The sequence below is a fragment of the Novosphingobium sp. SG707 genome (genome assembly GCF_012275515.1).
Classification (GTDB): Bacteria; Pseudomonadota; Alphaproteobacteria; order Sphingomonadales; family Sphingomonadaceae; genus Novosphingobium.
This window is the reverse complement of sequence record NZ_JAAZQL010000001.1, coordinates 62,530-75,256: the sequence shown is the minus strand read 5'-3', so window position 1 is coordinate 75,256 and position 12,727 is coordinate 62,530. Positions and strand designations below refer to the sequence as shown.

Below are 12,727 nucleotides of genomic sequence, written 5' to 3'. Positions count from 1 at the left end.
TCCTGCCATGACACGCCTGCCGCGAAAGCATTACTTTCGATCACGTCGCTCTCCTCCCCGTTGCTGCCCATTCTTATGGTGGATGGTGCAGCCATGTTCCTGGATGATCAGATGTTGTTCTTGGCCATCAACTCGGCGATATGGTCGGCCTGACGGATGGCCAGGGCCACGATCGTCAGCGTTGGGTTTTCCGCCGCACTGGTGGTGAACTGGCTGCCGTCCGAGATGAAGAGATTCTTCACCTCATGGGTCTGGCCCCATTTGTTGACGACGCCATCCTCGGCCTTCTCGCTCATCCGGTTGGTGCCCATGTTGTGGGTTGATGGATAGGGCGGGGTCTTGATCGTCCGCTTGGCGCCGACAGCCTCGTACAGCGCCACGCCGCGTTGATAGGCGTGGTTGCGCATGGCTACATCATTGGGGTGATCGTCATAATGGACGTTGGCGACGGGCATGCCGAAAGCGTCTTTAACCTGTGTGTTGAGCGTCACTCGGTTGCTAGCCTGGGGCAGATCCTCGCCTACCAGCCACATGCCTGCCAGACGATCATAGCCGTCGAGCACCGAGCTGAAATCGCGCCCCCAGGCGCCCGGGCTGAGGAAAGCCGCTGTGAAAGGAACGCCCAGCGAGATCGTCTCCATCTCATAGCCGCCAACAAAGCCCCGCCGAGCGTCGTGGACCGCTTCGTCGCGCACGATGCCTGCCATGGTCGTGCCGCGATACATGTGGACCGGCTTGTCGAACTGGGCATAGACCGATCCGGTCGTATGGCGCATGTAGTGTCGGCCGACGTGTCCTGCGCCATTGGCCAGCCCATTCTTGAACTGGTTGGTTTCGGAGTTGAGCAGCAAGCGCGGGCTTTCGATCGAATTGCCCGCCACCGCCACCACGCGTGCTTTCTGCTTGTGCAGCACGCCCTTGTCATCGGCATAGACCACGCCCGTGACCTTGCCTGCCGGATTGTGCTCAATGCGTATCACCTGGCATCCGGGGCGCACTTCCAGCCTGCCCGTCGCCTCACCCTTGGGGATTTCGGTGTAAAGGGTTGACCATTTGGCACCCGATTTGCAGCCCTGAAAGCAGAAACCGATCTGCTGACAACTCCCGCGTCCGTCGCGCGGCTGGCTGTTGATCGACATGTTGCCGGTGTGGAATTCCTTGTAGCCCATCAGCTTGGCGCCGGCGGCCAGGACCTTGTAATTGTTGTTTCCGGGCAGGCGGGGAATGCCATGCGTGCCGGTGGTGCCCATCTTCAACTCGGCCTTGTCATACCATGGGGCCATCTCTTCGGCGCTGATCGGCCAGTCGAGCAGCGCCGCGCCGGGAATGTCGCCATAGGTGCTGCGCGCCTTCCACTCATGCTCCTGAAAGCGCAGCGAGGCGCCTGCCCAGTGGGTAGTCGTGCCGCCCACCGCCTTCACGATCCAGGCGGGCAGGTTGGGAAAGTCCCTGGCCACCTGCCAACTGCCCGAGGTGGTGCGCTTGTCCTTCCAGGCCAATTGGTCGAAACTGTCCCATTCATTGTTGATGAAATCAGGAATTTCGTAGCGGGCGCCCGCTTCCAGACAGACGACCCTGATGCCTTTTTGCGCGAGCTCGTTCGACAGCGTGCCGCCGCCCGCGCCCGACCCGATGACGACGACCACACTGTCGTCGCTCAAAGCGAATTTCGTAACCATGGGGTAAATCCTTTCAGGCCCGCCGCGCGATCACGCCGGCAGCCAGTCGATGTCGTTGAAGCCGCGATGGATGTAGCCGCCGTGTTCGGCTGAGGAGCCTTCGTAGCCAAGCTTGGCCCACAGCTCGTCCTGGTTGTAGAGAGCGGTGATCATCTCGCTGCGCATGCGCTGGAAGAAGGGGGTGGTCTCCACGCTTTTGAGCACAGCCACGCGGTCCTTTTCCGCGTCGATGGCGGCATAGGGCTTGGCAAAGGCGCTGTTTGCCGCCTTGTCGAGATTGGCGACGCCATCGGTCAGCAGGTTTGCCGAACCGGGTTCGGCGGCCAGCTTGCCATCGATAGTGGCCACGGCGGTTTCGTAGAAGACGTCGGGCAGACGGTCATGCGGATAGAGGTCCCGCGCCATCTTCACCAGCGTGGGCATGGCAGGAGCGGCCAGGGTCTTGAGCGGCGCGGCCTTCGCCCGCGAGCCGATCGCTCCGGCGATGATCGCCATCCCTGCCGACTGCCCCAGAAACAGGCGGCGGTTCAATATGGTCCTTTTCTCGACCAGTCTCATGAAATTTCTCCTTGGCTGTGCCCGCGTGTGTTGGGGGCACATGTGCTGTGCTGGCCGGTCACTGGTATCGGCCAAGGCGTTGAAGAACCTCGATCTTGTAACCGTCGGGATCGAGGATGAAGAAGAAGCGCGCCATCAGCGCGCCTTCGCGGAAGAATTCCTTGATGGGCTGGGGCGCGATGCCCGCGGCGGCCAGCCTTGCGTGTTCGCCGTCCAGATCGTCGACCGCGATGGCGATGTGGCCATAGCCGTCACCGTGGGTATAGGGCTCGCTGCGATCATGATTGACCGTCAGTTCGATCTCCATGTCGTTTTCGGCATTGCGCAGATAGACCAGCGTGAAGCCGTCGAAAGGATAGCGATCGGCGATAGAGAGGCCGAGGCAGGTTTGATAGAAATCCAGCGACTTCTGCTCATTGAGGACGCGGATCATTGCATGGATGATTTTGGCCATGGCAGGTCACTTCGCGGTCAGGGTGGAGAGATAATCGATGATCGCCTTGCGTTTTGCGGCATCGGCCTGACGAAAATTCATCACGCTTCCCGGAATCGTCTGGGAACTGTCGGTCAGCCAGCGTTCAAGCGTGGCAGGCGACCATTTGATCGTGCTTTTCTTCAGCGCCGGCGAATAGGTGAACCCTGTCTGCTTTCCGGCGGGTCTGCCCATAATCCCGGCGAGCGAGGGCCCCACGCGGTTTTCGTCCGGCTTGGTCGAATGGCAGGCGCCGCATTGCTGGGCAAAGAGTTTGGCGTCGGACGAGGCGGGCTGGGCGCCGGCCGGGGCGGCAGACATCGCCAGCAGGGCCAGTCCGGTGCCGATACCCAGAAGGGCGGATATATGGGGAGGGCATGTGCGGATATGGGATGTGGCAGTCGCCATCGAATTTTCCTCTCTCTACCGATTTTATCGGCCTTGCCGGGCGGTGAGAGCAATTCAGCAAGCGTCATGCCAAAATAAGAAAATGAACATAAATGCGGCTTTGAAAGGAGAGTCTCTCGACGAAATGTGCGGCACTTTCTAAAAAGTGTGCCATTTTGTCGCACATATAAGGTCAATATGGAGCATGTGTTTCGTGGTTGAAGCGGTGCTGTAGTATTATGATGCTTCTTCCTATGACCGCCGCCTTGGGTGGATGTTGCAATTAATAGAAATATAGATCTTTTCCAATTTTGGCACGCATGTTGCTCCTGTCATCTTCGACAGGCCGGCGGTCCGGCCGAGTCAGTAGGTTGATCGGCGACATGAACGCTGAAGGCCCACATCCGCCTGTGAAGGCAATGGCCGAAGGCTAGGCCAAAGGGAGAAAAAGATGACCGAGGCTCTGACACTCAACAAGATCATCAGCCAGAAAGGGATCAGCATCAGCGAAGCCACAAGGCTCATCGCTGATCTGGGCTGGACGCCGTCCTATGTTCAGGAGGCGATGCATTTCCCCACCGACTACAAGATCAGCAAGACGCCCAAGGATCCGATGAAGCAGGTCCTGCGTTCGTATTTTCCGATGCAGGAGGAAAAGGATAACCGCGTCTATGGCGCGCTGGATGCGGCGCTGCGCGGCGACATGTTCCGTAATGTCGAGCCGCGCTGGATCGAGTGGATGAAGCTGTTCCTGGCGATTATTCCTTTCCCGGAAATTTCGGCCGCCCGTTCGATGGCGACGCTGGGACAACTGGCTCCGGGCGATCACCTGCGCACCGGCTTCACCATGCAGATGGTCGATGAATTCCGCCATTCCACCATTCAGATGAACCTGAAGAAGTGGTACATGGAAAACTACATCGATCCGGCCGGTTTCGACATCACCGAGAAGGCCTTCGGCAAATGCTATGCCACCACCATCGGGCGTCAGTTCGGTGAGGCCTTCCTGACGGGTGACGCCATCACCTCGTCGAACATCTATCTTCAGGTCGCGGCCGAGACGGCCTTCACCAACACGCTCTTCGTTGCCATGCCTTCCGAGGCGGCGCGCAACGGCGACTATGCGCTGCCCACAGTGTTCCTGTCGGTACAGTCGGATGAAAGCCGCCATATCGGCAACGGCCACTCGATGCTGATGTCGATCCTGAAGGAGCCCGACAACCACTTGCTGCTGGAACGCGACATCCGCTATTCCTTCTGGCAGAACCATATGATCGTCGATGCCGCCATCGGCACGATCATCGAATATGGCACCAAGAACCGCGACAAGAACAAGGAAAGCTATGCGGAGCTGTGGCATCGCTGGATTTTCGAGGACTATTATCGCACCTACATGCTGCCGCTGGAAAAATACGGCATCAAGATCCATCACGACGATGTGCATGAAGCCTTCGATTCCATCGTCAAGAAGGGCTATGTCCATAAGATCGCCCAGTTTTTCTCGGCCGGCTGGTGGGCCAACTTCTGGCGCATCGAGGCGCAGACCGAGCGCGACTTCGAGTGGTTCGAGCACAAGTATCCGGGCTGGTACGACGAATACGGCGCCTGGTGGGAGAATTACGAGAAGCTCTCCAAGCCCGGCAGCCAACTGATCACCTTTGCCGACACCGGCTATGTCTATCCGCATCGCTGCTGGTCCAGCCTGGTTCCGGCGGTCGTCCGTGAGGACTTCTGCGTCGACGAGGTGGACGGCGAGCTCTTCACCTATGCCAGCGAAGTGGATCGCTGGACACATAAGGAAGCCTTCGCCGCCGAATATCAGGGCCGCGCCACCCCGGCGATGGGGCGCTTCTCCGGCCGCCGCATCTGGGAAGATGTCTATGATGGCTGGGATGTGGCCGACGCCATTGTCGACATGGGCTTCGTGCGCCCCGACGGCAAGACGCTGATCGCCCAGCCGCACATGTCGTTCGAGGAGAAGGACATGTGGACGCTCGACCACGTGCGCGGCAACACCATCCGCAGTCCGCTCAAGGCGCTGCGCGAACTGTCGCCCCAGGCGCGCGCCGCCCATATCGAAGAGTATCGCAAGGGCTTCAAGATCCGCCGGATCTGATCCCTGCCGGCAGCGGGCGGAGGGAAATTCCTTCGCCCGCCATGCCCCGACAGCGGTCCCGAAAAAACATCAGGGGAGGAGTCCCATGGGACAAGAGATGAAGAAACCGGCGGCCGCCGTGCACACGGTGCGCCTGGAGCCGGTTGGCGTGGAAATGCAGGTGGAGGAAGGCGAAACGGTGCTTGATGCCGCTTTCCGCCAGGGCGTGGCGCTGCCCCACGGCTGCAAGGAAGGGCAATGCTCGGCCTGCAAGTGCATCCTTAACGAAGGGGATGTCGAGATGCTGAAATATTCGACATTTGCCCTGTCGGACCCTGAGCGTGAGAACGGTCAGATCCTGCTGTGTCGGACGCTGGTCTACAGCGACATCGAAGTCGAACTGCTCAATTTCGACGAGGAGGAACTGTCCCGTTCGATCGCGGTGAAGGAGTTCAACGGTCGCCTTGCCAAGGTCGAGCCGCTGACTCACGACATCGTCCGGATCGCGGTCGAACTCGACGAGCCCATGAAATTCTGGGCGGGCCAGTTTGCCGATCTGACGCTGGTCGAGGCCGGGATCACGCGCTCTTATTCGATGGGCAACCCGCCCAGCGATCCAAGCCGTCTTGAATTCATCATCAAGAAGTATCCGGGCGGCGCGTTTTCGACGGCCATCGGCGCCGCGCAGATCGGTGCGCGGATCACCGTCAAGGGGCCCTATGGTTCCTGCTCGCGGCGCGAAAACCGCGATGGGCCGATGATCCTTGTCGGCGGCGGGTCGGGCATGGCGCCTTTGCTCTCGATCCTGAAGGACCAGGCGGCCAGCGGCGAAACCCGCCCGGTGCGCTTCTACTACGGCGCCCGCACGGTGAAGGACCTGTTCGAACTCGACGTTTTTGCCGAGTTTGAGGCCAGCATGCCCGATTTCAAGTTCATCCCAGCGCTCTCCCATGCGGAGGAGGGAGATGGCTGGACCGGCGAGGTCGGCTTCATCCACGATGTGTTGCGCCGCCATATCATGACCATGGACGATATCGAGAATGCCGACGCCTACGGCTGCGGCCCCCCGGTCATGATCGATAGCGCGACACCGGTGATGCAGATCGCCGGCATTGATTCAGCACGCATGTATTTCGACAAATTCACCCCGGCAACGAGTGAATAACTGGAGAGGATAAAGACATGAACGCGCCAGTACTGGAAAATGAACAAAAATCGGCCGCCGCTGGGGCCAAGATTTTTCCCGGATCGGACAGCCGGTCCTACAATTATTATGAACCCAAGGGTCGTCGCGCCACCCACTATGAAGACGTGACCGTCGACGTCCAGCCTGACCCGGAACGCTATCTGCTTCAGGACTGGATCATCAGCTTCGGCGACGGCGTGCCCACCTATTCCAAGGACTGGACCGCGCTCAAGAGCAGCGACTGGCATCGCTATCGCGCGCCCGACCAGGAATGGGAACGCACGCATTACCAGCGCCAGTCGACCATCTGCGGGATGATCAAGAACGTCATCGACAATGCCCGCCGCGCCGGTGCGCCCAAACGCTTCGATGCGGCATGGGTTAAGGTGCTGCAAGAGCATCTGGGGGCCTTCAAACATGCCGAATATGGTGCGGGCACCTCGCTGATGCGGGCACAGCGCTATGGCTATACCCAGATGGTCAACAATGCGATCCTGACCAATTCCTCCTACAAGCTGCGGCTGGCGCAGGATCTCACGCTCTATCTGGGCGAGATCGCGCTCGACATCGACGGCTTCGATGTCGATGTGGGCAAGCGGGCCTGGCTGGAAAGCCCGATCTGGCAGAAGACGCGCGAATTGGTCGAATGCGCGCGCGGCGCCAATGACTTCCTTGAACAGTATTTCATCGTCAATGTTCTGTTCGAGCCCCTGATCGGTGAGCTGTTCCGCTCCGGCTTCCTGATGCAGGCCGCCGCGCCCCAGAACGACTATTCGACCCCTTCGGTCGTGTCCGCCGCCGAGGCCGATTACGAACGCAATCTGGCCAATACGGTCGAACTCTTCGCCATGCTGGTGGCCGATGCCGAGCATGGCGAGGCCAACCGCCGGGTGCTGCATGACTGGTTCGACAAGTACCAGCCCATTGCCACCCAGGCCGCGATGGACCTGCAACCCATCTGGTCGCAGCCACGCGTCAAGAGCGCGCAGTTTGCCGAAGCCTATGCCTCGGCGATCAACCGGCTTCAGGCCATCGTCCGGGAAATCGGCGTTTTTGCCACGCAGGTGCCGATGCCCGGTCTGGAAACCGAACCCGCCGAATAATTGGCGCGACATGGAAAGGAACTGACCTATGGCCCTTACAAGCGAACAGCAACTCTTCACCCCGCTTGACCAGATCAAGCAGGAGCGCACCATCTCCCACCAGTGCGGCGTCACCATGAACGACAGCGTCGAGGCGCGCTGTATCGCCGAGGTGATGCAGGACAAGCCAGGCATCAAGATCACCTATCTGCCTGCTATGATCCGCATGGATGGCGAGGGCAAGATCGTCTTCAACATGGAGGAGATCAGCGACGCTCTGGGCCGTGAGATGACCCCGCATATCTTCGAGATCTCCACCTCGACCCATTATGGGCGGATGGTGATGATCGACGAGAACACCGTGGTCCTCTTCGGCGATATGGATGAGGCGCTGGAATACGAGTGACACCGCGCCGGCTCCGGCAGGCATGGGCTTGCCGGAGCATCTGCCTTTACAACCGGACAAGAACAATCAGCCCGTGCGCAAGCGGGAGATGACGAGGAGATGACTGATGGCCAAGATCATGCTGTATGATGGAGAGGCGAGGGCTGCGCTGGCGCGGGGGGTGGACAAGCTGTCGCGGGCTGTGGTGGGCACGCTGGGGCCAAAGGGCACCAATGCGATCATCGACCGGCCGATCGGGACGCCGCTGGTGTCACGCGATGGCGTGAGCATCGCGGCGGAAATCGAACTGCCCTGCCGTTTCGAAAATCTGGGCGCGCAGGTGGTGCGCGAAGTTTCAATGCAGACCAATGAGGTCGCAGGTGATGGCACCACGACCGCGACGGCGCTGGCCAATGCGCTGGTGCAGGGCGGGGTTCCGCTGGTTGAGGACGGCCACAAGGCCGCCGATGTGATCGCGGGCATCGACCGGGCGCATCAGGCGTTGGCGCGCGAACTGGTGGATCTGGCCCGCCCGGTCCGGCAGGGCGAATTGCGGATGGTCGCCAATGTCGCCTCGACGCAGGAGGCGCTGGGGGCGCTGATCGCGGAAGCGGTCGAGCGGGTCGGGCCTGAAGGTGTGATCAATGTCGAATACGGTCTGCCCGGTACGCCGACTCGGCTGGATGTCGATGAGGGGGTCGTCCTCGACCGGGGTTTCGTTTCGCATCACATGGCGACGGACGCGTCGAGCCTGGCGGCCGATCTGGAGGATGCGGCCATCCTGCTGACCGATAACAAGGTGCTTTCGGCTGAGCCCGTGCTGCGTTTGCTGGCGGCGCTGCGCGCCAGCGGTCGCCCGCTGCTGCTGGTGGCCGACGAGATTTCGCCCGAAGCCATCGCCGCGATCATGCAGGCGCGTGCGCAGGGGCACGGGACGGTCGTGGCCATCAATCCGCCCGAATTCGGCCATTGGCGCAAGGCGATGATGGAAGACCTGGGCATCATGACCGGGGCCCGTGTGATCGCGCGGGATCTGGGCGGCAGGATCGAGGATGCCACGGTTGGGGATCTGGGCTCGGCGGCCCATGTTCACATCACGGCCTCGGCCACGGTCATTCGCGGTGCGCAGGGCGACGAGGACGCCATCGCCGGTCGCAGGCGTCTGGTGAAGCAACTGTGGGATGAGGCGCCGCAGAACATCGAGCGCGACAAATACGCCGAGCGTCTTGCCAAGCTGACACGCGGTACGGCTGTGTTGCTTGCCGGTGGCGCGACACCGGTCGAGCAAAAGCGGACGGCCCAGCTTCTCGATGACGGGCTCAACGCCACGCGTGCCGCGCGGGATGAAGGTGTGGTTCCGGGCGGCGGCACGGCGCTGGCCCAGCTCTCGCGCCTGCTCCAGTCGCTGGTGGATGAGCATGAGGGCGGCGTGCGCGCCGGTATCGCGTTGGTTCAGGAGGCCGTGCGCCAGCCGCTGGCGATCATCGCGCGCAATGCGGGGCGCGATTCCGATCAGGTCGTGGCACAGGTGGTCGATGCCGAAAGCGGTATTGGCTTTGATGCCAGGTCCGGCGTCTTTGGCGACACTTTTGCCGCCGGGGTCATCGATCCGGTGCGGGTAACTCTGGCTGCCTTGGCCAATGCCGTTTCGGTGGCCAAGCTGATTCTGACGACACATTCGCTGGTCGTCGACCTGCCGGAGGACTTTGATCCGACGGCCGGTCCTGCCCGTGGCGGCGGGGCGGAAGTCTACGGCCGGGCATGAGGCGTGACCCGACCGGCAGTGCGAGCGCTCGCCGGTCGGCAGCAGATCAGGCAGGGGTGTCCGTTCATCAGACGGGCATCCTTTGCGAAGGGATGGGGTTGGTGAACCGGGTTGGGACAATGATGAAGGATGCGAGGACAAGGGCGATCAGGCGCGATCTCGGGGCGGTCATTCCGGGCAAGCGGCTGATCGAGGATGAACTGCGACGCCTGGCCTATGGTACGGATGCCAGCTTCTATCGCATGATTCCCGACCTTGTGGTCTTTGTCGAATCCGAAGCCGAGGTCCGCCATGTGCTGGATGTCGCCTGCCGTCACGAGGCGCCGGTCACCTTTCGGGCGGCGGGCACCAGCCTATCGGGTCAGGCGATCAGCGACAGCCTTCTGGTGGTTCTGGGCGATGGCTGGCGCAAGGTGCGCGTCGGCGCCGATGGCGCGACGGTTACATTGCAGCCGGGGGTGATCGGCGCTGCGGCCAATCGGGCGCTGGCGTTTCACGGGCGCAAGATCGGTCCCGATCCCGCCTCGATCGCCAGCGCCAAGATCGGTGGCATCGTTGCCAACAATTCGAGCGGCATGTGCTGCGGCACGGCGCAGAACAGCTATCAGACGCTGGAATCGATGCGCATCATTCTGGCCGATGGCGGAACGGTCGATACGGCCAGTCTTGCCAGCAGAGCACGCTTTCGCAAGACCCATGGCGCCCTGCTGGAGAGGCTTGCTGCCATGGGGCAGGCGGTGCGTGCGGATGCTCCGCTGCGTGAACTCATCACGCGCAAGTTCGCCATCAAGAACACCACCGGCTATGCCCTCAATGCCTTGGTCGATTTCACGGATCCCTTCGACATTCTCCAGCATCTGATGATCGGCTCGGAAGGAACGCTCGGCTTCATCGCGGAAGTGGTCCTGCGCACGGTTCCCGAACACAGCGACAAGGCCAGCGCATTGCTGCTGTTTGCGGATGTGGAGGCGGCGGCGCGCGCTGTGATGGCCCTGCGCCATGAACCTGTCGCCGCTGCTGAGCTGATGGACCGCGCCTCCTTGCGCTCGGTGGAGGGCAAGCCCGGTATCCCACATGGTATCGCGGATCTGGGACCGACGGCGGCGGCGCTGCTGGTCGAGATCCGGGGCAGTGACGAGGCCGATCTTGTGTCGCGGATCGAACAGGTCACGCGCCGCCTGGCCGGCCAGATCATGCTGAACCCTGCTCATTTCGAGCGCGATCCGGCGATCACCGAGGCCTATTGGAAGGTGCGCAAGGGCATGTTTCCGGCAGTGGGAGCCATGCGCCGACCGGGCACGAGCGTCATCATCGAGGACGTGGCCTTTCCCATCGAGCACCTGTCCCATGCCACGGTCGCTCTTCAGCAGCTTTTCGCGCAGCATGGCTATGATGAGGCGATCATCTTCGGCCATGCGCTTGAGGGCAATCTGCACTTCGTTTTCACCCAGAACTTCGACGATACGGCCGAAGTGGATCGTTATCGGCGTTTTATGGACGATGTTGTCCGGCTCGTCGTGACCCGCTTCGACGGATCGCTCAAGGCCGAGCATGGGACCGGACGCAACATGGCGCCTTTCGTCGAGGTCGAATGGGGCGGGCAAGCCTATCGGCTGATGCGCGATATCAAGGCGCTGCTTGATCCGATGGGACTGCTCAATCCGGGCGTGATCCTCAACGATGATCCGCGGGCCCATTTGCACCATCTCAAGCCCTTGCCGCCGGTCGATCCATTGGTGGACACTTGCATGGAATGCGGCTTTTGCGAGCCGTCATGCCCCTCGCATGGCTTCACGCTCTCGCCGCGCCAGCGGATCGTCGCCGCGCGGGAGATCGCCCGCCGCGAGGAGGCGGGGGAAGACGGCGATGCGCTGAAACAATCCTACGCCTTTGCTGGCGTCGACAGTTGTGCGGCCTGTGGCCTTTGCGCCAATGCCTGCCCGGTGGGCATCGAGACGGGCCTTCTGATGAAGCAGGAGCGCGGCAAGCGGCGCGGGGGCCTGGCGCAAAAGATCGGCGATGTGCTGGCCGACCATCTCCCGGCAACCCTGGCCGCCACACGGGCGATGCTGGGTTTGGGGCAGGGGGCAGGACGGGTGATCGGGCGGGGCAATCTTTCTGCGCTCAGCCGCGGGCTGCGGCGGGCGACAGGTGGACTTGCGCCTGTCGCGCCCGAATATCTGCCCCGGCCTATGCCTCTTGCGCGCCCGATCGCAAACGGGCCTGCCGATTGGCTCTATCTCTCAAGCTGCGCGGCGCGCACCATGGGGCCAGCGGCGGCCGATCCAGCGGATATGCCGCTCAGCGACATCCTCGCGATGCTGGCTCGGCGCGCGGACATCAACCTTGCCGTCAGCCCCTGCGAAAGCGGCCTGTGTTGCGGCATGGCATGGGAAAGCAAGGGGCTGGCCGCAACTGCCGACCGCATGGCCGACGCCGTGCTCGATGCTGTCGAGGCAAGCGGGGCGCCGCGCGTGCTGATGGACACCAGCCCCTGTACCTTCCGTCTGCGGCGGCGTGCACAGGCGAGGGGGCGCGGCGTGGCCATCGTCGATATTGCAGAGTTCCTGCATGACGTGATTCTGCCCCGTCTGACTGTCAACCAACTGGACGAGACGGTCATGCTGCATATCACATGCAGCAGCCGCCGCATGGGGTTGGAGCCCAAGCTGGCGGCGGTGGCGCGCGCCTGCGCAACGCGGGTGGTGATGCCGCAGGGCATAGGATGTTGCGGTTTTGCCGGCGACAAGGGCTTCACACTTCCTGAGCTGAACGATCATGCGCTGCGCGATTTGCCCGAGTCGGTTCCGTCAGGCTGCACGCAAGGCTATTCGACCAGCAGGACATGCGAAATCGGTCTCAGCGATCACGCAAATATACCTTACCGTTCATTGGCTTATCTGGTGGAGCGAGCAACAAGGCAAGCGGTACGATAATACTACCAACGCCTGAAATGCACGACTAAGATGCATGGCAGAGGTGGAGTGGACCTGGGGTTCGACATCCACACGGATGAGGAGAAGCACATCGGTCGATGCCGCTTCGGGTCACCCTGACCCGAAACAAGCTGCTCGGATCGATCCCGAACCTGTTGGCTTGGGAATGAACCCGGAAAGCT

10 protein-coding genes are annotated in these 12,727 nt (G+C 61.7%); 6 read left to right on the top strand and 4 right to left on the bottom strand.

All coding sequences use genetic code 11. From position 1 onward, the window contains the following. Positions 1–107 precede the first annotated feature (107 nt). From FHW92_RS00290 to FHW92_RS00275, 4 genes are read right to left on the bottom strand one after another with little or no spacing between them, the layout of a single operon-like run. The gene (locus tag FHW92_RS00290; protein WP_168601243.1) at positions 108–1,679 is read right to left on the bottom strand and encodes a GMC family oxidoreductase; all 1,572 of its coding nucleotides are present in this window, start codon (positions 1,677–1,679) and stop codon (positions 108–110) included. A gap of 30 nt (positions 1,680–1,709) precedes the next feature. Beyond that, complete coding sequence (locus tag FHW92_RS00285) at positions 1,710–2,237, bottom strand: gluconate 2-dehydrogenase subunit 3 family protein (RefSeq protein ID WP_168601242.1); 528 nt, start codon at positions 2,235–2,237, stop codon at positions 1,710–1,712. Positions 2,238–2,295: 58 nt separating this feature from the next. Continuing rightward, positions 2,296–2,691 carry a VOC family protein gene (locus tag FHW92_RS00280; protein ID WP_168601241.1) on the bottom strand — a complete coding sequence of 132 codons (396 nt, stop codon included), beginning with the start codon at positions 2,689–2,691 and terminating at the stop codon, positions 2,296–2,298. Between the two features lie 6 nt (positions 2,692–2,697). After that, a complete protein-coding gene (locus tag FHW92_RS00275; RefSeq protein WP_246869840.1) occupies positions 2,698–3,117 on the bottom strand; it encodes a c-type cytochrome in 420 nt (139 codons plus the stop codon). Between the two features lie 430 nt (positions 3,118–3,547). On the opposite strand from FHW92_RS00275, the gene FHW92_RS00270 reads away from it, so the two are divergent. The 6 genes from FHW92_RS00270 (at position 3,548) to FHW92_RS00245 (ending at position 12,545) form a co-directional block, all read left to right on the top strand. Next, positions 3,548–5,212 carry a methane monooxygenase gene (locus tag FHW92_RS00270; RefSeq protein ID WP_168601240.1) on the top strand — a complete coding sequence of 555 codons (1,665 nt, stop codon included), beginning with the start codon at positions 3,548–3,550 and terminating at the stop codon, positions 5,210–5,212. Between the two features lie 85 nt (positions 5,213–5,297). Continuing rightward, on the top strand, positions 5,298–6,356 hold the full coding sequence (locus tag FHW92_RS00265; protein ID WP_168601239.1) for a 2Fe-2S iron-sulfur cluster binding domain-containing protein: 1,059 nt from the start codon (positions 5,298–5,300) through the stop codon (positions 6,354–6,356). Positions 6,357–6,373: 17 nt separating this feature from the next. Further along, entirely contained in the window at positions 6,374–7,480 is a 1,107-nt protein-coding gene (locus FHW92_RS00260; RefSeq protein ID WP_168601238.1) for an aromatic/alkene monooxygenase hydroxylase subunit beta, read from the top strand. Positions 7,481–7,508: 28 nt separating this feature from the next. Continuing rightward, the gene (locus tag FHW92_RS00255; RefSeq protein WP_168601237.1) at positions 7,509–7,865 is read left to right on the top strand and encodes an MmoB/DmpM family protein; all 357 of its coding nucleotides are present in this window, start codon (positions 7,509–7,511) and stop codon (positions 7,863–7,865) included. 106 nt (positions 7,866–7,971) lie between these two features. After that, positions 7,972–9,609: a chaperonin GroEL gene (gene groEL / locus FHW92_RS00250; RefSeq protein WP_168601236.1), complete on the top strand. Its 1,638-nt coding sequence runs from the start codon at positions 7,972–7,974 to the stop codon at positions 9,607–9,609. Positions 9,610–9,728: 119 nt separating this feature from the next. Further along, entirely contained in the window at positions 9,729–12,545 is a 2,817-nt protein-coding gene (locus tag FHW92_RS00245; protein ID WP_210428314.1) for an FAD-binding and (Fe-S)-binding domain-containing protein, read from the top strand. Positions 12,546–12,727 lie beyond the last annotated feature (182 nt).

Bases quoted from the DNA above. Each gene is read 5' to 3' on its own strand.
- FHW92_RS00280 (WP_168601241.1), bottom strand. From the start codon at position 2,691: ATGGCCAAAATCATCCATGCAATGATCCGCGTCCTCAATGAGCAGAAG.
- FHW92_RS00265 (WP_168601239.1), top strand. From the start codon at position 5,298: ATGGGACAAGAGATGAAGAAACCGGCGGCCGCCGTGCACACGGTGCGC.
- FHW92_RS00270 (WP_168601240.1), top strand. From the start codon at position 3,548: ATGACCGAGGCTCTGACACTCAACAAGATCATCAGCCAGAAAGGGATC.
- FHW92_RS00245 (WP_210428314.1), top strand. From the start codon at position 9,729: ATGATGAAGGATGCGAGGACAAGGGCGATCAGGCGCGATCTCGGGGCG.
- FHW92_RS00285 (WP_168601242.1), bottom strand. From the start codon at position 2,237: ATGAGACTGGTCGAGAAAAGGACCATATTGAACCGCCGCCTGTTTCTG.
- FHW92_RS00290 (WP_168601243.1), bottom strand. From the start codon at position 1,679: ATGGTTACGAAATTCGCTTTGAGCGACGACAGTGTGGTCGTCGTCATC.
- FHW92_RS00255 (WP_168601237.1), top strand. From the start codon at position 7,509: ATGGCCCTTACAAGCGAACAGCAACTCTTCACCCCGCTTGACCAGATC.
- groEL (WP_168601236.1), top strand. From the start codon at position 7,972: ATGGCCAAGATCATGCTGTATGATGGAGAGGCGAGGGCTGCGCTGGCG.
- FHW92_RS00275 (WP_246869840.1), bottom strand. From the start codon at position 3,117: ATGGCGACTGCCACATCCCATATCCGCACATGCCCTCCCCATATATCC.
- FHW92_RS00260 (WP_168601238.1), top strand. From the start codon at position 6,374: ATGAACGCGCCAGTACTGGAAAATGAACAAAAATCGGCCGCCGCTGGG.